The sequence below is a fragment of the Rhodococcus sp. NPDC060084 genome (assembly GCF_042730335.1).
Lineage (GTDB): Bacteria > Actinomycetota > Actinomycetes > Mycobacteriales > Mycobacteriaceae > Rhodococcus.
The window spans coordinates 1-17,086 of record NZ_JBHWWX010000058.1; the positions used below are offsets into that span (position 1 = coordinate 1).

Sequence of the window (17,086 nt, forward strand, 5' to 3'; positions counted from 1 at the left end):
GTTGGGGAAGGAGCAGGCGTCGGTGTTGGCGCCGGTGTTGGGGGGTGTGGGTGAGCCGGAGTCGGGTGATGCGTCTACGGACAACCTGATCCGCATATACCGTCGTATGGCGAAGGAGGTGTGACCGTGCCCGCGCTGAAGTTGCTCAAGTTGCCGCCGCCCGTCGCGGAGTCGTGGGATTGGCAGATGCATGCCGAGTGCCGCGACGTGGACGGCTCGCTGTTCTTCCACCCCGACAACGAGCGCGGTGCCGCGCGGGAGAACCGCCTCGTCGCTGCGAAGACGGTGTGCGGGCAATGTGCGGTGCGGGAAGAATGCCTGGAATACGCTCTGGAATCCGGCGAACGCCACGGTATCTGGGGTGGGCTTTCGGAAGACGAACGCACCCGGGTGCGACGCGGGCACAGGCGCACCCCCCGCTCCTAGCGCGAGCGTGTGCCTCCGGCTCGCCGGGACGGCGGTGGCTCGTCACACCTCCGATCCGCCGAAAACGGAGAATCTTCCGGTGGCACCGGGTATATCTCGTGCAATGCCGACCGAAACACCAGTGTGGCTGGTACTCGACCTCGTCGGGACATTTGCGTTCGCACTCAACGGTGCGTTGACGGCCGTGCGGGCCGAGAAACTCGACATCGTCGGGATCGTCACGCTCGGCATGTTCACCGGTCTGGGCGGCGGGACGGTCCGCGACGTGCTTCTCGGGGCCCTGCCCCCGGCAACTTTCCTCGACTGGCGATATCTCGCCCTCGCTGCTTCCGGCGGTCTCGTCGCCTTCGCCCTCGGCCACAGACTCGATCGGCTCAACGCGACGATCACCGTGTTCGATGCGATCGGATTGAGTGTGTTCGCAGTGCTGGGCGCATACAAGGCCCTGGACTTGGGTTTCGGGGTGACACAGGCCGTTCTCGTCGGTGCCGTGACCGCGGTGGGTGGCGGGACCATCCGTGACGTCATGATCGGTCGTGTGCCTACCGTCCTGCGGAGTGAGCTCTACGCAATTCCTGCCCTCATCGGAGCCGGAATATTCACGGCTGCACACAGTTTCGGGTATCAGGGCACCCTAGTCGCGTTCGGCGCGGCGGCGGTGTGCTTCGTGATCCGCATGATCGGCGTGCGTTTCGACCTTCACGCGCCGTACCCACCCGGCCGGCACGGCGCAGGGTGAGTACGGCGCGGAGTGAGTACGGCGCGGGGTTCGTCAGTCCTTGTCGAGGAACAGGTCCCACTGCGGGTTGTCGCCGCCGCCGTAGCCGGACAGATCGGTCACACCCGATTCGGTGAGTACATCCGCGTCGATGAAGCAGCGACCCGTGGCGTCCTTCGCGGAGCGCGACAGGATCGCCACCGCGGCGTCGGCCATGATCTCCGGGCTGCGCGAGGACGACAGGAGCGCGTCACCGTCCGGCATGTGCGCGACCGCCGACGTCGCGATGAACGTCTCGGGCCAGAGGCAGTTCGCCGCTATGCCGGCCTCGGCGAACTCGGCTGCGAAACCCAACGTCAGCAGGGACATTCCGTACTTCGACAGGGTGTAGGCGGGGTGCACTCCGAGCCAGTAGGGGTTCATGTTCAGCGGCGGGGAGATGGTGAGCACGTGGGCGTTGGGCGAGTTCCGCAGGTGCGGCAGCGCCGCCTTCGTGAGGAGGAAGGTGCCGCGGCAGTTGATTTCCTGCATGAGGTCGTACTTCTTGGCCGAGAGCTGTTCGGTCGGTTCCGTGGCGATCGCGCTCGCGTTGTTGACGCAGAAGTCGATACCGCCGAAACGCTCCACCGCGGCATCGACTGCCTGCTGGACGTCGCTTTCCTTGCGCACATCGCCGACGACGGCGACGGCTTTGCCGCCGGCCGCCTCGATCTCGGCGACAGCGGTGTGGACCGTGCCCTTCAGCCGGGGGTGGGGCTCGGCGGTCTTGGCGAGCAGGACCACGTTCGCACCCTGCCGGGCCGCTGCGGTGGCGATAGCGAGGCCGATCCCGCGGCTGGCGCCGGAGATGACCATGGTGCGGTCGGTGAGTGCGTTCTGGCTCGTCATCGTTCTCCCAGGTCGTATCAGTGAAACCGTTCCGTTCTCAGCGATGATATTGGCATTCTCTTTTTCTGCAAGTAATGTATCCAGCGTGAACGACTTCACCGAAACCTCGTCGGGTATCCCGCTCGAGCCGGTCTACGGGCCGGACGACCGGGGTACCGAGCCGCCTGCGCCGGGCAAATTCCCCTTCACCCGCGGCAACTTCGCCACCGGCTATCGGGGCCGGTTGTGGACGTTCCGCCAGTACTCCGGATTCGGTACCGCCGAGGAGTCCAACCGGCGGTACCGCTACCTCCTCGAACAGGGCGGCACGGGCCTGTCGGTCGCGCTCGATCTCCCTACTCAGTGCGGTTACGACTCCGACGATCCGGAGGTCGGTGAGGAGGTGGGTCGCGTCGGCGTCGCCGTCGACACCCTCGCCGACGCCGAGATCCTGTTCGAGGACATTCCGCTCGACAAGATCAGCACGAGCTTCACCATCAACGGAACCGCCGCCATCCTGCTGGCCTTCTACGTCGCCGCCGCCGAGCGCAAGGGGGTGCCGCGCGAGAAACTCACCGGCACCATCCAGAACGACATCCTCAAGGAGTACGCGTCCCGCGGCACGTGGATCTGGCCTCCGGAACCGTCGCTGCGGCTCATCGCCGACACCATCGAATTCTGTGCAGCCGAGGTACCGCGCTTCAACGCGATCTCGGTGGCAGGCGCGCACTTCCGTGACGCCGGCGCCAACGCGGTCCAGGAGATGGCGTTCACTCTCGCCGACGGTGTCACCTACTGCGACACCGTTCTCGCGCGCGGGCGGATGACCATCGAGCAGTTCGCTCCGCAGATCTCGTTCTTCTTCTACACCCATGGTGACTTCTTCGAGGAGATCGCCAAGTACCGCGCCGGGCGCCGGCGGTGGGCGACCATCGTCCGCGAGCGTTACGGTGCGACCACCGACAAGGCGTCGATGTTCCGCTTCGGGTGTGTGGCCGGTGGCGCGTCGCTCTACGCGCCGCAGGCCCAGAACAACCTCGTGCGGGTCGCCTACGAATCCATGGCCTCCGTGCTCGGCGGTGTGCAGTCGATGTTCACCGCTGCGTGGGACGAACCGTTTGCCCTCCCCAGCGAGGAATCGGCGACCCTCGCGCTGCGCACGCAGCAGATCCTCGCGTACGAGACCGGCGTGACCCGCGTCGCCGACCCCCTCGGCGGCTCGTACTTCGTCGAGGCACTCACCGATGCCACCGAAGAACGCATCATCGAGATCATGGCCGACCTCGAAGCGCACGGCGGCATGGTCCGCGCGATCGAAGACGGTTACCTGCAGGGTCTGATCGCCGACGAGGCATACAAGACCCACAAGGAGATCGAAGGCGGCGAGCGCCCCGTGGTCGGTGTCAACAAGTTCGTCTCCGACGAGCCCGCGCCGGAGATCTCCACGTACGAACTCGATGCGCTGGGACGCGAGATGCAACTCGAGCGCCTGGCGAAAGTGAAGGCGGAACGCGACCCCGAGGCCGTGCGCACCACCCTCGCCGAATTGTCCCGCGCTGCGGAAGGAACCGAGAATTTGATGCACCGCCTGATCGACTGCGCCAACGCGTATTGCACCGTCGGCGAAATGGTGTCCGCGCTCAAGAACGTCTGGGGCGAGTTCCAGCAGCCGGTGGTGTTCTGATGAGCGCCCGCATCCTCGTCGCCAAGCCCGGTCTCGACGGGCACGATCGCGGCGCCAAGATCGTCGCCCGTGCCCTCCGCGACGCCGGATTCGAAGTGATCTACACCGGCATCCGTCAGAAGGTCGAGGACATCGTCTCGATCGCGGTGCAGGAAGATGTCGCGGTGGTGGGTCTCAGCATTCTCTCGGGCGCCCACGTCGCACTCACGACCAAGGTCGTCGAACAACTCCGTGCGGCCGACGCCGGCGATATCGCCGTGATCGTCGGCGGCACGATTCCGCAGAGCGATGTGCCCAAGCTTCTCGCCGCGGGCGCAGCAGCCGTGTGTCCCACCAGTACTCCGCTGGATGTCCTCGTGGACGAGGTCCGGAAATTGACGGGCACGGCTGCGCCGCTGTGACGACGCGCGGCACCCACACAATCGAGTTCGGGAAGTTGGAGGAATCGTGCGTATCGGAGTGATGGTCGGCCCGGAGCAGGGTGATACCGCCCGCAAGGTCGACCGCATGCTGAAAGACGTCGAATGGGCCGAAGCCGCAGGGTTCGACACGGTGTGGGTTCCGCAGATCCCCACGGATTTCGACGCCCTCACCGCGGTTGCGTTGATGGGCACGAGGACCAGCCGCATCGAGATCGGCACGGCGGTCGTACCGCTCCAGGCACAGCACCCGATCGCACTGGCCCGGCAATCGCTGTCGACGCACGCCGCTCTGAACGGGCGGCTTGCGCTGGGTGTCGGCCCGTCGCACCACTGGATCGTGGAGGACATGCTGGGGCTCTCGTACGACAAGCCTGCCAAGTACACCCGCGACTACCTCGAGGTTCTCAACGCGGCGCAGCGCGGGCCGGGTTCGGTGGACGTGGAGAACGACACGTTCACCGTGCACAACCCGCTCGATATCGCCCCGGTCGCACCGATGCCGATCCTGGTGGCCGCGCTCGGGCCGGTCATGCTCCGGATCGCGGGCGAGCACACGGACGGAACGATCCTGTGGATGGCCGACGAGCGCGCGATCGGTGAGCACATCGTGCCGCGAATCACCAAGGCGGCCGCCGAGGCCGGACGCCCGGATCCGCGGATCGTGGCGGGTGTTCCGGTGTGCCTCTGCGCGCCGGACGAGGAGGAGGTCGCTCGCGAGCGAGCCAACCGGATCCTTGCCGAGGCCGAGATCTCGCCCAACTACCAGCGACTCCTCGAGCAGGGTGAGGCCAAGGACATCGGCTCGATGGCGATCGTCGGTGACGAAGAAGCGATCCTCGCCGGGTTCCGTCGTTACCGCGACGCCGGCGTGACGGACCTGTCCATGCGCCTGCTGCCCATCGGCAACACCCGCGACGAACTGGTCGCGTCGAAGTACAAGACCCGTGAAGTCGTTGCCGAGCTGGCGAAGGAACTGAGGTGACGGCGGGTCCACTCGCGGGAATTCGAATTCTCGAGGTCGGTCACATCCTCGCGGGCCCGTACGCCACGATGATGCTCGCCGATCTCGGTGCCGAGGTCACGAAGATCGAGCCGCCGACCGGGGATCTCTCCCGGCAGGTGAGCGACGCGTATTTTGCGAGTCTCAACCGCGGGAAACGCAGTATCTGTCTCGATCTCTCGACCGAGGAGGGCCAGGAGAGGCTCGGTGAGCTGGCGTCCGTCTCCCATGCGTTGCTCGTCAATCTCAAGCCCTCGGCGATCCGGAAGTTCGGACTGACATACGAGTCGTTGCGCACCCGAAACGACAAGATCGTGTGTGTCGCGCTCACCGGGTACGGCCTGCACAACGGCGACGATCCGGCGTTCGACTACGTCATCCAGGCTGTCACGGGCGTCGCCGCGCTGACCGGCGACCCCGACGGGCCGCCCACGCTGCCCGGTTACTCGGCGGCGGACAACTCCACCGGCCTGACCGCCGCCCTGGGTCTGCTCGCACAGATCGTGTCCGGTCGCGGTGGGCAACTGGACGTCTCGTTGCACGACGTGATGCTGTCGCAGCTCAACTACCGTGCCTCGGCGTATCTGAACGAGGGCACCGCGCCGAGGCGCATGCCACACGGTGCCCACTCGTATTATGTTCCGGCTCAGCTGTTCCCGACCGCCGACGGAACTCTCGCGCTGTTCATCACGCACGACGGTTTCTGGCGGACGTTTGCCGCCGAAGCGGGCATCGACGGTTTCGGCACGATGGCCGAACGCGCCGCGCGCCGCGACGAGGTGCTCGAGGTCGTCACGGCTGTGCTGGCCGGCGACAGCGCATCGGGATGGGAACGCCGGTTACGGCCGCTCGGGGTTCCGGCCGCAGCGGTGCGATCGCTGCCGGATGCGCTCGAGGCAACTCCGGACGCGGTGATCACCGCCGGCGATTTCCGCCTCGTGGGCGGTCCGATCCGCATCGAGGGATACGAACCGCGGTACGGCGCACCGCCGCGTCTCGGCGAGCACAACGACGACGTGCCCGCTCCCTCACTCTGATCCTCTGCTCGCAACAGTGATCTGCTCGGGAATCTCCCGAGCAGATCACTGTCCGTCGTGCAGGTTCCGGTGAACCTCTACTCGTACCGCACCCGGATGTCGTTGCTGTCGGGCACTGCCTGGCACGTGAGGACGTAGCCGTCGGCGATCTCGTCGTCGCTGAGTGCGTCGTTCACGCGCATCGTCGCACTGCCGTCGACGATCTTGGCGATGCAGGTCGCGCAGTTCCCTGCCTCGCACGAGAACGGCGGTGCCAGTCCGGCCCGCCGGGCGCTCTCGAGCAGAGTCTCGCCCGGATGTCGCGGGACGGACACCCGCTGGCTTCCGAGACGGATCGAGACCGTGCCCTCGATCGGCGGAGCGGGTGTTGCGGCGGCCACGGGTGCGTCCGCAGCCGGGAGGTCCGCAACCGGGACGTCGGGGCGGATGGGTTCGGCGGCACTTCCGAAGCGTTCGCTGTACACGTTGCCCGGGCCCGTCAGTGCGCCTTCGATCATGTCCATGAAGGGCTCCGGTCCGCACAGGTAACTGTCGGCCGCCGTGTCGGGTCCGACGAAGGCCGCGACGGAGGCGGGATCGAGCAGTCCGCTCTCGTCGTCGTAGTGCCGGACGACCTCGAACCGCCCCGGATACCGGGCGACCAGGTCTGCGGTGACCGTCTCGAAGATGGCGGAGGCACGATCGCGGTCGGCGATGAGCAGGCGGACTCGGCGGTCGGTGGAGGCGAGGGCACTCTTGGCCAGCGACAGAATCGGAGTGATGCCGCTGCCGCCCGCGAATCCGAGCACCGGGCCCTCGGCCGGGCGGAGCAGGAAAGTGCCTGCCGGGCGGGTGATGTCGACTTCATCGCCCTCTGCCACATGATCGTGGAGCCAGTTCGAGACCGCGCCTCCGGGTACCCGCTTGACGGTGGTCATCAGTTCGGTGTCGGTCTCGGGAGCACTCGACATCGAGTACGACCGGTACAGGTCGGTTCCGTCGACCGTCACCTTGAAGGTGCAGAACTGCCCGGACTTGTAGGTGAAGGGCCCGTCGTGCGGAGCGAGCACGTAGGTGCGCGCGTCGTCGGTCTCCTTCACGATCCGGGTCACGGTCGCGCGCTGAAACAATGGTGGTCTCGCCATGGACCGTCTCCTCCTGGTATGAATATTCTACTAAGTGGAGAGTACTATTCTCACACGCGAGAGTGAAACCTCTCGGGACGATTCCCATACGCGAGAGAGCGCCATGACAGAGCCCGCCGTGCTGGCATTCGAAGATCGCGAGTACACACTCGCCGATCTCGACGCATGCGCCGACGGTCTCGCACTGCGTCTCCGCGACCAGGGTGTCGGCACGGGTGACCGGGTCGCACTGATGTCGTCGAACCGTCCCGAGTTCCTGATCGCGGTCAAGGCGATCTGGCGCCTCGGCGCCGTCGTCGTCCTCCTGAGCCCGTCCTGGAAGCGGACCGAGGTCGAGCACGCCTTCGCCGTCACCGGCCCGGTGGCGGCGGTGGGGGACGCGGCCGTCCTCGCCGAAGCCGCGGCGGACCGCGATGCTCCCCTTCCGATGGTGCACCTCGACGATCCCGTCCCGGAGCGGTGGGAAACCGCCCGCGGCGGATCGGGCTTTCCCTCGGGTGCGGATCGGGATGCGGACGCGGTGCTCGTGTTCAGTTCGGGAACCACGGGCCTGCCCAAAGCCGTCCGGCACACACACGCGTCCTTCGGCGCCGCAGTGGTGCACTGGCGCGACGCTCTCGCATTGACGCCGGCAGACCGGATCCAGATCGCCACGCCGCCGTCGCACATCCTCGGTCTCCTCAACATCGCCACGGTGCTCGAAGCCGGTGCCTGGATGCGACTCCACAGGCGGTTCGACCTCGAGACCGTGTTGCGTCACATCGAGCGGGACAAGATCACCGTGGAGATGGCCGTCGCTCCCATCGCCATGGCCATCGCCTCGTATCCCGACCTCGAGTCGCTGGACCTGTCCTCGCTCCGCTACATCATGTGGGGGGCGACCCCGGTCACCAGAAGTGTCGCCGAGACGGTCACGCGCCGCACCGGTGTGCCGTGGGTCCCGGCCTACGGTGCGAGCGAAGTACCCGTCATCGCGTGCAACCCGGTGAGCGGCGCCCGTCTCGACAGCGTCGGCCGCGCCGCCCCCGGTGTGGAGTTGCGAGTCGTGTCGCTCGACACGGGCGAACAGGTCGCGCCGGGCGAACGCGGTGAGATCCAAGTGAAATCCCCGTCGCTCATGGCCGGCTACCTTCCGGACGAGGCGACCGTCGACGCCTTCGACGACGGGTGGTACCGCACGGGCGATGTCGGGTCCGTCGACGAAGACGGCTGGGTCCGCATCACCGACCGCTCCAAGGAAATGATCAAGGTCAAGGGATTCCAGGTCGCTCCCGCCGAAGTCGAAGCGGTACTGCACGGCCACCCGGGCGTAGCCGACTGCGCGGTGTTCGGAGTCGCCGACGAGGCCGCGGGCGAGGTGGTGGTCGCGGCGGTGTCGGCCACCGCGACCGTGACACCCGATCCCGACGAGGTCATTGCCTATGTGGGCGAACGGCTCGCGTCCTACAAGCGACCCAGCCGCGTGATTCTCGTCCCCGAAATCCCCCGCTTGCCCTCCGGCAAGGTGTTGCGCCGACTACTCGAGGAGCGCCATGGACGTACGTCTGACGAATGAACAACAGCAGCTGAGAGACGCTGCCGCCAGGCTGGCCGACGAGCTGGGACCGGGATCGGTCCAGGACCTCGACGACGCGGCGCGCCGCGCGCGACTGGAGAAGACCGTCGACTCCACCGGCTGGCGCTCGCTGCGCTCCGACGGTGCGTCGGGAGTCGAGGTGGCGATCATCGCCGAGGAATTCGGCCGCGGCCTCGTCGACGTTCCCTTCCTCGGGCCCGTGCTCGCCGACGATCTGCGTCGTCACCTCAGTGAGGACCAGCAGACGTGGGCGATAGCGATCGGTGACGACGCGTTCGACGCACACGGCCTGAAGCAGGCCCTGGTGGTCCGCGGCACGACCGTGCTGTCCGCCGAGATCGGCGAGGCAGCACCCGGTGCCGACCTCACCCGCGGATTCGCCACCCTCACCGAGCCTTACACCCCGGTCGGAGATCTGGACGCCGAGCCCATCGAGCGCGGATACGCGCTCGCGTTGGTGGCGACGTGTGCCGACCTGGTCGGCACGGCCCGCGGAGCACAGACTGTCGCGATCGAGTACGCCAAGATTCGCGAGCAGTACGGCAAGGCGATCGGCTCGTATCAGGCCGTGGCGCACCTGCTCGCCGAGAGCCAAGCGCTGATCGAAGGATCGATCAGCGTGCTGCGGCACGCGGCATGGGCGGTCGACGAGCTTGCACCGGCCGACGCGGTCCGCGCAGCGCGCATCGCGAAGATCTACTGCGCGCGAGCGGCACGCACAGTGTGCGAAACCGCCGTCCAGGTGCACGGCGGCATCGGCAACACCTGGGAGTGCATCGAGCACGTCTATCTGCGGCGGGCGCTGACGTCCACCGAACTGTTCCCCGTGAGCCTGGAGGAGATCGACCTTGGACTTTCGTGACTCGCCGGACGAAGCAGCCTTCCGCGAACGCCTGCGCACCTGGCTCGCTCAGGTAGCCGGCACGTTCCCCACCTCGGGCGACGAGTACTGGGCCCGCCAGGGTGACTGGCACCAGGCACTGTACGGCGCCGGATTCTTCGGTTTGTCCTGGCCGAAAAAGCATGGCGGACAAGACCTGCCGCCTGTATACGACGTGATCCTCGACGAGGAACTCGCCATCGCGGGTGCGCCGCCGCGACCCAGCCTGGGCTACCTCGTCGTGGGGCTCGGCCACCACGCCGGTGAAGAACTGTGCGATCGGTTCCTGCCGGGGATGATCAACGGGACCGAGCGGTGGTGCCAGGGCTTCAGCGAACCCGGTGCCGGCTCCGACCTGGCATCGCTCACGACCACCGCCACGCGCGACGGCGACGAATACGTCCTGCACGGGCACAAGGTCTGGACGAGTTATTCCGATGTGGCGGACTGGTGCCTGCTGCTCGCGCGCACCGATCCGACGGCGCCTCGGCACAAGGGGATTTCGGCGTTCATCGTCGACATGCACCAGGACGGGATCGAGCAGCGGCCCCTGAAGATGATCAGTGGCGTCACCAAGGAATTCGGGCAGGTGCTGTTCGACGGCGCCCGGGTTCCTGCGGACCGGATGGTCGGTGCGCCCGGCGAAGGCTGGCGTGTGGCGATGACGGTCGTCGGTCACGAGCGGGAACCGTCCACGCTCGGATTCGCCGCGCGCTACGGCAAGCTCGTCCGCCAGCTCGCCGCCCGTGTCGAGGGCAGGCCGCCCGAAGACCTGGCCTGGGCCGCGGTGCAATCGGAGATGCTGCGACTGCACGTGCGGCGCCGGTTGTCCGAACAACTCGACGGCGTCTCGCACGGGTCGGAGGGCTCGCTCGACAAGCTGCTCATGACGTGGGTCGACCAGTCGGTCGGGCACGCGGCCTTGTCCGTGGCCGGTACCCGCGATCCCGAGCTGCTGGGGTCGTACATGTACAGCCGGGCACAGAGTGTCATGGGCGGCACCTCGCAGATCCAGAAGAACATCATCGCTTCACGCATCCTCGGATTGGGGGTCTGACATGTACGACATGCCCGACGAAATCGACGTCAGGGCCGATGGTTCCCTGCGGATCATCACCCTCAACCGGCCCGACGACCTCAACGCCGTCAACGATCCCCTGCACGAGGGACTGGCCCGGTTGTGGCCGCGCCTGAGCGCCGACCGCGACGCGCGTGCTGCGGTGATCACCGGTGCCGGCCGGGCATTCTCCGCCGGTGGCGACTTCACCTACCTCGCCGAACTGGCGAAAGACGCGGACCTGCGGGCGAAGACGATCGCCGACGGCCGGGAGATCGTGCTCGGAATGGCACGGTGCCGCATTCCCGTGATCGCGGCGGTCAACGGTCCGGCCGTGGGTCTGGGCTGCAGTCTGGTCGCGCTCAGCGACATGGTCTACATGGGCGAGAAGTCGTACCTGGCGGACCCCCACGTCCAGGTCGGTTTGGTCGCCGCCGACGGTGGCCCCCTGACGTGGCCGCTCCAGATCAGCTTGCTGCAGGCCAAGGAGTTCGCGTTCAGTGGCCAGCGGATTCCTGCCGAACGTGCCTGCCAACTGGGCCTGGCGAACCACGTCGTCGCCGACCCGCTGAGCGAGGCGCTCGCGTGCGCCAAGCGCATTTCGGAGCAGCCACAAAAGGCTATCGAGGCCACCAAGAGACTGCTCAACATTCATCTCGAACGGGCTGTGCTGGCGACACTCGACTACGCGATGAGTGCCGAGGAGATGACGTTCCAGAGCGCCGACTTCCAGTCCAACATCGCAAAGCTGACTGCCGCAAAGTCCTGATCCAACGGGCATCGAGGCGGGCACCGGGCACCGAGCACCCGGTGTCCGTCTCGATGCGTCTATTATCGCCGGACCCGGAACGACAAGGAGATCAACAATGCCGGTTGCCGACCGAGGTGATTCTTGATCGATCGCCTGCGTTCGCTACCTGGATTCCATCCCGATCTGCGGTGGATCGCGCTGCTTGCACCCCGCCGGACGGTCACTCCGAGGTCGCTGCCGGTGCTGCGCACGCTCACTCGCGCGATCCGTGGCAAAGATCCGGATGTCTATGTGCTCGAACCCGGTGTCGCCGTCCGCTGGTTCCGTCCGTCGACCGCTCGGCGTGACGAACCAGGGCCCGCCCTGCTCTGGATTCACGGCGGTGGGTACGTGTTCGGGCGCGCCGCACAGGACGACGCACTCTGCCGGCGGTTCGCGGAAGAACTCGGAATCACGGTGGCATCGGTCGAGTACCGGCTTGCACCGGAACATTCGTATCCGGTCCCGGTCGAGGACTGCAGCCGAATCTACGAGTGGCTGACCCGGCGTCCGGATGTGGACGCCTCGCGGATTGCGATCGGCGGTGCGAGCGCCGGCGGGGGACTTGCTGCCGCGCTCGCGTTCCGCGCTCGTGACCGGGAGATCCCACCGCCGGTTTTCCAGTTGCTGGTGTACCCGATGCTCGACGATCGCACCGGTGCCGGACCACGACACACCCGTTTGTGGGACGAGAGGTCGAATCGGTTCGGGTGGGAAAGCTACCTCGGCGCGGCCGACCGGAGCGAAGCGGTGCCGGCGCGACGTGACGACCTCGGCGATCTTCCTCCCGCGTGGATCGGTGTGGGTTCACACGATCTGTTCTTCGCGGAGAATCGCGAGTACGCCGACCGGTTGGCATCGGCGGGAGTGCCGTGCGGATTCCACATCGTCGAGGGCGCATTCCACGGTTTCGATCTCGTAGCGTCGAGAAAGCGTGTGGCGCAGGGCTTCTTCGACGAGCAGTGTGCCGTGCTCGCCGACGCGTTGGGGGTGCGGCGCTCCAGGGGTGACCTCGGGGAGTACTGAGTCCGGAACAAAAGCACAGTCGCGAAGCGCGCAGGGCGAGGACGCTGTCGCGTCCCCGCCCGTCGCACAGGGGTTTTCGTCGCCCCCGCAGTTCGTGATGCGCTATACGCGCGGCTTGGAGTATTCCGATTGCAGCGCGAGGATGCGCATCTTCGGAATCGGGCCGTAGCTCAGCGAGTCGGACATGTTCAGCTGCTTCGCCGCCGCGGCCGCGTGCACATTGTCCTTGGCGGCCTGTGGGTCACCGTCGAGTTCGTAGATGGTGACCGACGGTCCCCCGTCGGGGTCGGCCGGTGCCAGGCGGATAGCGCCGACGAATCCGTCGAGTGCTACAACCTCGGGGATATGGACCTCGTCGTACCACCGATTGAATTCCTCGAGACGCTCGGGGTGAGAGGGATGTGATTCGACGAGCAGGTAGTTCTTCATGCGTTCACTTTCTACGAGAAGTATTGAAGGACAGCAGCATCAGACTCGTACGACCCAGCCGCCGTCGATGTTGAGGGTGTGGCCGGTCACCCAGTCGCTGCCGGACGAGACCAGATACAGCAGCCCGGGAATCAGCTCCTCCGGTTCGCCGAAGGGGAACGGGATGGCGTGCTTGACCATCTCCTTGAGCTCGGGCGGCGAGGCGATCGACCCGGCCTCGGTGTTGACCATTCCCGGTGCGATCGCATTCACGCGGATACCGAACGGCGCCAGTTCGCGTGCCAGCGACACGGTCATGCTCACCAGGCCCAGTTTGGTGATGCCGTAGGCCTGTGCGGCCATGAAGGCGCCGCTCGACGACTGGTTCACGATCTTGCCGTAGCCGCGTTCCTTCATATAGGGAACTACGGCGCGGCTGCAGAGCAGGGGACCGGTGAGGTTGACGGCGAGCGTGCGGTTCCAGAGGTCTATGTCCATGGTGGTGAGAGAGCCCTCACCGACCACTTCGGCCATCAGTCCGGCATTGTTGACCAGGATGTCGACGGACCCGAAGTGCGCGGCCGCCGTGGCCGCCATCTCACCGGCGCTCGTTTCGTCCCGGACGTCGACGGCGACGGCGAGTGCGCGATGTCCCGCGGCCGTCAGTTCGTCGGCAGCCGCTGTGGCGGACTCGATGTTGACGTCGGCAAGCACCACGGCTGCGCCGGCTTCGGCGAGTCCCCGGGAGTAGGCCCGCCCGATGCCGCCTCCGGCGCCGGTGACGATGGCAACCTTGCCATCGAGCTGCGGAGTATCTGTCATGTCGTGTTTCCTTTTCGGTCGGCGGTCGCCGCTTACGACTGGGCGAGTTCGTAGCGGCGGCGGTACTCGGTCTTGGAGGTTTCGCTGATGTCGACGTCCGTGGCCCGGGCGCGCAGAGCACCGACCGTCGCCTGCTCACGAGGGATGTGGGCGAACGGATCCCACTCGAAGAACCGCGCGGCATTTCCGAACGTGATCTTGTCGATCTCCTCGTCGGTGCAGCGTGCTCGATCCAGCTCGGCTTTCAGGATTTCCGGTGAGTTCGGCCAGGTCGAATCCGAGTGCGGGTAGTCGCACTCCCACGCGATGGTGTCGATGCCCAGGTGTGCGCGATTGTTCAGGCCGCTCGGCTCGGTGATGTAGCACGCCAGGAAGTTGCTGCGCCACACGTCCGTCGGGGTCGTGCCCGTGGGCAGGAAGCTCGCTCCCGTCCAGGACTGGTTGACGATGTGCCGCTCGAGACGGTCGAGCCACGGAGCCACCCAGCCCACGCCGCCCTCGCTCATGGCGACCTTGAGATCCGGGAACTTCCGGAACGCTCCGCTGAGCATGATGTCGGTGGCGGCGATGGTCGAGATCAGCGGTGTCAGCATCAGCATGTCGTCGATGTTGAAGCCTTCGGGGCGCTTGACGAGGTTGATTCCCCCGCCGATGTGCAGGCTGAGCACGATGTTGTGGTCGACGCAGGCCTTGAAGATCGGGTCCCAGTAGCCGGACTTGAAGTCGGGAAACCCTTCGCCGACGCCGTACGGGGTTTCGGGGATGCTGATCGAGCGGCAGCCCATGGCGGCGAGCCGGGCGATCTCCTCGACGGATTCGTCGACGTCGAAGAACGGGATGATCCCGAGCGGGATGAACCGTCCGGGGTGGGCATCGGGGACCTCGCCGACCACCCAGTCGTTGAACGCCTTACAGGCGGCGAGGGAGAGCTTCTTGTCGGGAAGGCTCGCCAGGTGGGTGCCGGCGAAGCCGGGGAAGGTGGCGAACAGCGTAGCGGCCAGGGTGCCGTTGGCATCCATGTCGCGCACGCGCATGTCCATGTCGTAGACGCCGGGGCGCATCTCGGCGTAGCCGGTGGGGTCCATGCCCCACTCGCTCTTGGGCCAGGAGACGACGGCGTTGAGTCCGGAGCTGCCGACCACCGTGTCCTGGAACAGCCAGGCCTGCACGTTGGGATTGCGCGGATGGGCGGTCAGGCGGGGCGCCTGGTCCATCAAGCTCTTGGGGAAATGCTTTTCGAAGATGTCAGCTGGCTCCACGACGTGGTCGTCGATGCTGATCATCACCATATCGTCGATATTCATCGATTCCTCTTCCGTGACCGGCCCGCGTGACTACAGAGGCGAACCGGCGACGCGTCGACGTTGCTACTTGTGGGCCGTCACGGGCGCGGCGAGTTCCTGTTCGTCGACCACCCGCTGGAGTTCGGCGAGGGTCTCCTCCAGGCCGGGACCGAGCCGGGTGCCGGGCGTGAAGGTGGCGGGGAGCTTGCGCATGCCCTGGATGACTCCGATGGAGTCGTAATGGACGGTGCCTTCCGGGTCGCACCGGAAGTCCGGCATGCGGTCGAGCACCGCGACCAGCATCCGCTTGAACATGATGCGAGCCAGGTTGGACCCGATACAGCGGTGCACGCCCAACCCGAAACTGAAGTGGCGGTTGCCGGTACGTTCGAGGTCGATGCTGTGCGGGTCGTCGAACAGCTCCGGATCGCGATTCGCCATCGCCCACGAGAGCCAGACCCGTTCGCCCTCTTTGAACTGCACACCGCCGAGATCGACGTCGGCGGAGAAAGTGCGGCCGTCGCCGGCGGAGGGGCAGAAGAAACGCAGGAACTCTTCGGTCGCCGAGTCGAGCAGCCTCTCCCGCTCGGTGCTGAGGATTTCACGCTGATCAGGATTCTGGGACAGCCATTCGAGTGCGTGGGACGTCAACGCGGTGGTGGTGTCGAATCCGCCGCCGATGAGCAGGCTGAGAACACCGAGAAGTTCGAGATCGTCCGGCTTTTCACCGTTGACGGTGGCGCGGGCGACCGCGTCGACCATGCCGGGGCGAGGGTTCTCCCGGATTTCGTGAAGGTTCGCGAGAAGGTCCAGTCCCATGTTGCGGTGCAGCTCTGCCACGCGGGGGACGTCGGGCGAATCGGGCGGGGTGTACATGGCGGCGTGGACAGGCTCGCAGTACACCTGCCACTTGGCGACGGGAATTCCCAGCATCGCGAGGGTGATCACTGCGGGGACGATGTTCACGAGGTCGTCGATGAAGTCGATCTCACCGGACTCGATCTTCTCGTCGAGACATGCCCGGATCACGTCGTCGATCGGTGCGATCCACTTCTTGATCGCGGCGGGGGACAGGTAGGGATTGAGCACCGCGCGAAACTCGCGGTGCTCGGGATCGTCCATTTCGAGGATGCCGCCCCGGACTCCGGACGCCCTGGCCGCAGAGGGGATCATGATCCCCTTGTAACCGCGCCGGACCCCCTTGACGTCGTGATCGTTGGAGATATCCGCCGAACGGGTGAGCGCGAATACTTCGTCGCTGCCGGCGGCGACCCAGTGGCCGCCGTGCGTGTCGGACCACGCCACCGGGCACTTGGAGTGCATTTCGTCGGTGATGCTCAGAAAGTTGTCGCGATAATCCGGTGCGTGCCGGTCGAACTGGAAAACAGGTGTCCGGTGACTGGAGTCGGTGACGGCGTCGTCGACACTCATGGCCTAGCCCTCTCGTCGTGCGGTGATCGCGATACGGATGGGACGTCAGAGAATGGTGATCGCCTGTTCGGGGCAACTGCGGGCGGCTTCCCTCGCGGTCTCCTCGCGGTCGGCGGAGACTTCGGCGTCCACGGCGGTGGCGTGTCCGTCGATGTCGCTCAACTCGAACAGTTCCGGCGCAGCCATGGCACACAGCGTGTGTCCCTGACAACGATGTGCGTCCACTTCCACCTTCATGAACAACCTCGATTCTGTGTGAAACAAATTGATGCACAGCATGGTTCGGCACCGGATGTCTCGACCCCGGTGATACAGGGCGCGGTCCGGTTCGGGGGAGGAGTCCTCGGCGCGCGGACAGCCTCCAACTCTCTAATTCCAGAATGGGCTTCCGGATTGCGAGAACCATAGTCTCTGCACGGTTCGACGGCAAGGATCCGGGGGCATCTCGTGTCACTACCGGGAGGAGAAGAGCCCGACCCCTGGAGGGGCGCACCGCCCACACGACGACGAAGGTCCCGGTCATCCTGTGGATGAC

Annotated in this window: 18 protein-coding genes; 11 read left to right on the forward strand and 7 right to left on the reverse strand. The window is 66.2% G+C overall.

Going from position 1 to position 17,086, the window contains the following annotated elements; genetic code table 11:
* Positions 1–120 precede the first annotated feature (120 nt).
* Positions 121–426, forward strand: coding sequence for a WhiB family transcriptional regulator (locus ACFWBU_RS20090; protein ID WP_346765180.1), 306 nt, complete (start codon positions 121–123; stop codon positions 424–426).
* Positions 427–529: 103 nt separating this feature from the next.
* A complete protein-coding gene (locus ACFWBU_RS20095) occupies positions 530–1,165 on the forward strand; it encodes a trimeric intracellular cation channel family protein (protein ID WP_169651562.1) in 636 nt (211 codons plus the stop codon).
* Positions 1,166–1,198: 33 nt separating this feature from the next.
* Here the strand turns inward: ACFWBU_RS20095 and ACFWBU_RS20100 are convergent, their stop codons facing one another.
* On the reverse strand, positions 1,199–2,032 hold the full coding sequence (locus tag ACFWBU_RS20100) for an NAD(P)-dependent oxidoreductase (RefSeq protein WP_169621985.1): 834 nt from the start codon (positions 2,030–2,032) through the stop codon (positions 1,199–1,201).
* Between the two features lie 43 nt (positions 2,033–2,075).
* Here ACFWBU_RS20100 and ACFWBU_RS20105 point away from each other — a divergent pair, with 43 nt between their 5' ends.
* The 4 genes from ACFWBU_RS20105 to ACFWBU_RS20120 are packed head-to-tail and all read left to right on the forward strand — an operon-like array spanning position 2,076 to position 6,154.
* On the forward strand, positions 2,076–3,695 hold the full coding sequence (locus ACFWBU_RS20105) for a methylmalonyl-CoA mutase family protein (protein WP_169621986.1): 1,620 nt from the start codon (positions 2,076–2,078) through the stop codon (positions 3,693–3,695).
* The gene (locus ACFWBU_RS20110) at positions 3,695–4,096 is read left to right on the forward strand and encodes a cobalamin B12-binding domain-containing protein (protein ID WP_169621987.1); all 402 of its coding nucleotides are present in this window, start codon (positions 3,695–3,697) and stop codon (positions 4,094–4,096) included. Before ACFWBU_RS20105 ends, ACFWBU_RS20110 begins: the two co-directional genes overlap by 1 nt.
* Before the next feature lie 46 nt (positions 4,097–4,142).
* Complete coding sequence (locus ACFWBU_RS20115; protein WP_169621988.1) at positions 4,143–5,099, forward strand: LLM class F420-dependent oxidoreductase; 957 nt, start codon at positions 4,143–4,145, stop codon at positions 5,097–5,099.
* Positions 5,096–6,154, forward strand: a complete 1,059-nt coding sequence (locus ACFWBU_RS20120; RefSeq protein ID WP_378529063.1) for a CaiB/BaiF CoA transferase family protein — start codon at positions 5,096–5,098, stop codon at positions 6,152–6,154. The genes ACFWBU_RS20115 and ACFWBU_RS20120 overlap by 4 nt, the downstream gene beginning before the upstream one ends.
* A gap of 77 nt (positions 6,155–6,231) precedes the next feature.
* Here ACFWBU_RS20120 and ACFWBU_RS20125 read toward each other — a convergent pair whose 3' ends face one another.
* Positions 6,232–7,278: a ferredoxin--NADP reductase gene (locus ACFWBU_RS20125; RefSeq protein ID WP_169621990.1), complete on the reverse strand. Its 1,047-nt coding sequence runs from the start codon at positions 7,276–7,278 to the stop codon at positions 6,232–6,234.
* Positions 7,279–7,381: 103 nt separating this feature from the next.
* On the opposite strand from ACFWBU_RS20125, the gene ACFWBU_RS20130 reads away from it, so the two are divergent.
* The 5 genes from ACFWBU_RS20130 (at position 7,382) to ACFWBU_RS20150 (ending at position 12,607) form a co-directional block, all read left to right on the forward strand.
* A complete protein-coding gene (locus tag ACFWBU_RS20130) occupies positions 7,382–8,833 on the forward strand; it encodes a class I adenylate-forming enzyme family protein (protein WP_378529064.1) in 1,452 nt (483 codons plus the stop codon).
* Positions 8,811–9,716, forward strand: coding sequence for an acyl-CoA dehydrogenase family protein (locus tag ACFWBU_RS20135; RefSeq protein ID WP_378529065.1), 906 nt, complete (start codon positions 8,811–8,813; stop codon positions 9,714–9,716). The genes ACFWBU_RS20130 and ACFWBU_RS20135 overlap by 23 nt, the downstream gene beginning before the upstream one ends.
* Positions 9,703–10,791 carry an acyl-CoA dehydrogenase family protein gene (locus ACFWBU_RS20140; RefSeq protein ID WP_378529066.1) on the forward strand — a complete coding sequence of 363 codons (1,089 nt, stop codon included), beginning with the start codon at positions 9,703–9,705 and terminating at the stop codon, positions 10,789–10,791. The genes ACFWBU_RS20135 and ACFWBU_RS20140 overlap by 14 nt, the downstream gene beginning before the upstream one ends.
* 1 nt (position 10,792) lies before the next feature.
* Positions 10,793–11,560, forward strand: a complete 768-nt coding sequence (locus ACFWBU_RS20145; protein WP_296550687.1) for an enoyl-CoA hydratase/isomerase family protein — start codon at positions 10,793–10,795, stop codon at positions 11,558–11,560.
* A gap of 123 nt (positions 11,561–11,683) precedes the next feature.
* On the forward strand, positions 11,684–12,607 hold the full coding sequence (locus ACFWBU_RS20150) for an alpha/beta hydrolase (RefSeq protein ID WP_378529068.1): 924 nt from the start codon (positions 11,684–11,686) through the stop codon (positions 12,605–12,607).
* A 102-nt stretch (positions 12,608–12,709) separates the two neighbouring features.
* Here the strand turns inward: ACFWBU_RS20150 and ACFWBU_RS20155 are convergent, their stop codons facing one another.
* From ACFWBU_RS20155 to ACFWBU_RS20175, 5 genes are all read right to left on the reverse strand, one after another.
* Complete coding sequence (locus ACFWBU_RS20155; protein ID WP_169621996.1) at positions 12,710–13,036, reverse strand: DUF4286 family protein; 327 nt, start codon at positions 13,034–13,036, stop codon at positions 12,710–12,712.
* A 39-nt stretch (positions 13,037–13,075) separates the two neighbouring features.
* Entirely contained in the window at positions 13,076–13,837 is a 762-nt protein-coding gene (locus tag ACFWBU_RS20160; protein ID WP_169621997.1) for an SDR family oxidoreductase, read from the reverse strand.
* A 32-nt stretch (positions 13,838–13,869) separates the two neighbouring features.
* The gene (locus tag ACFWBU_RS20165) at positions 13,870–15,141 is read right to left on the reverse strand and encodes an amidohydrolase family protein (RefSeq protein ID WP_169651555.1); all 1,272 of its coding nucleotides are present in this window, start codon (positions 15,139–15,141) and stop codon (positions 13,870–13,872) included.
* A gap of 63 nt (positions 15,142–15,204) precedes the next feature.
* Complete coding sequence (locus ACFWBU_RS20170; protein ID WP_378529069.1) at positions 15,205–16,551, reverse strand: cytochrome P450; 1,347 nt, start codon at positions 16,549–16,551, stop codon at positions 15,205–15,207.
* Positions 16,552–16,596: 45 nt separating this feature from the next.
* A complete protein-coding gene (locus tag ACFWBU_RS20175) occupies positions 16,597–16,788 on the reverse strand; it encodes a ferredoxin (RefSeq protein ID WP_169622000.1) in 192 nt (63 codons plus the stop codon).
* Positions 16,789–17,086: the final 298 nt, after the last annotated feature.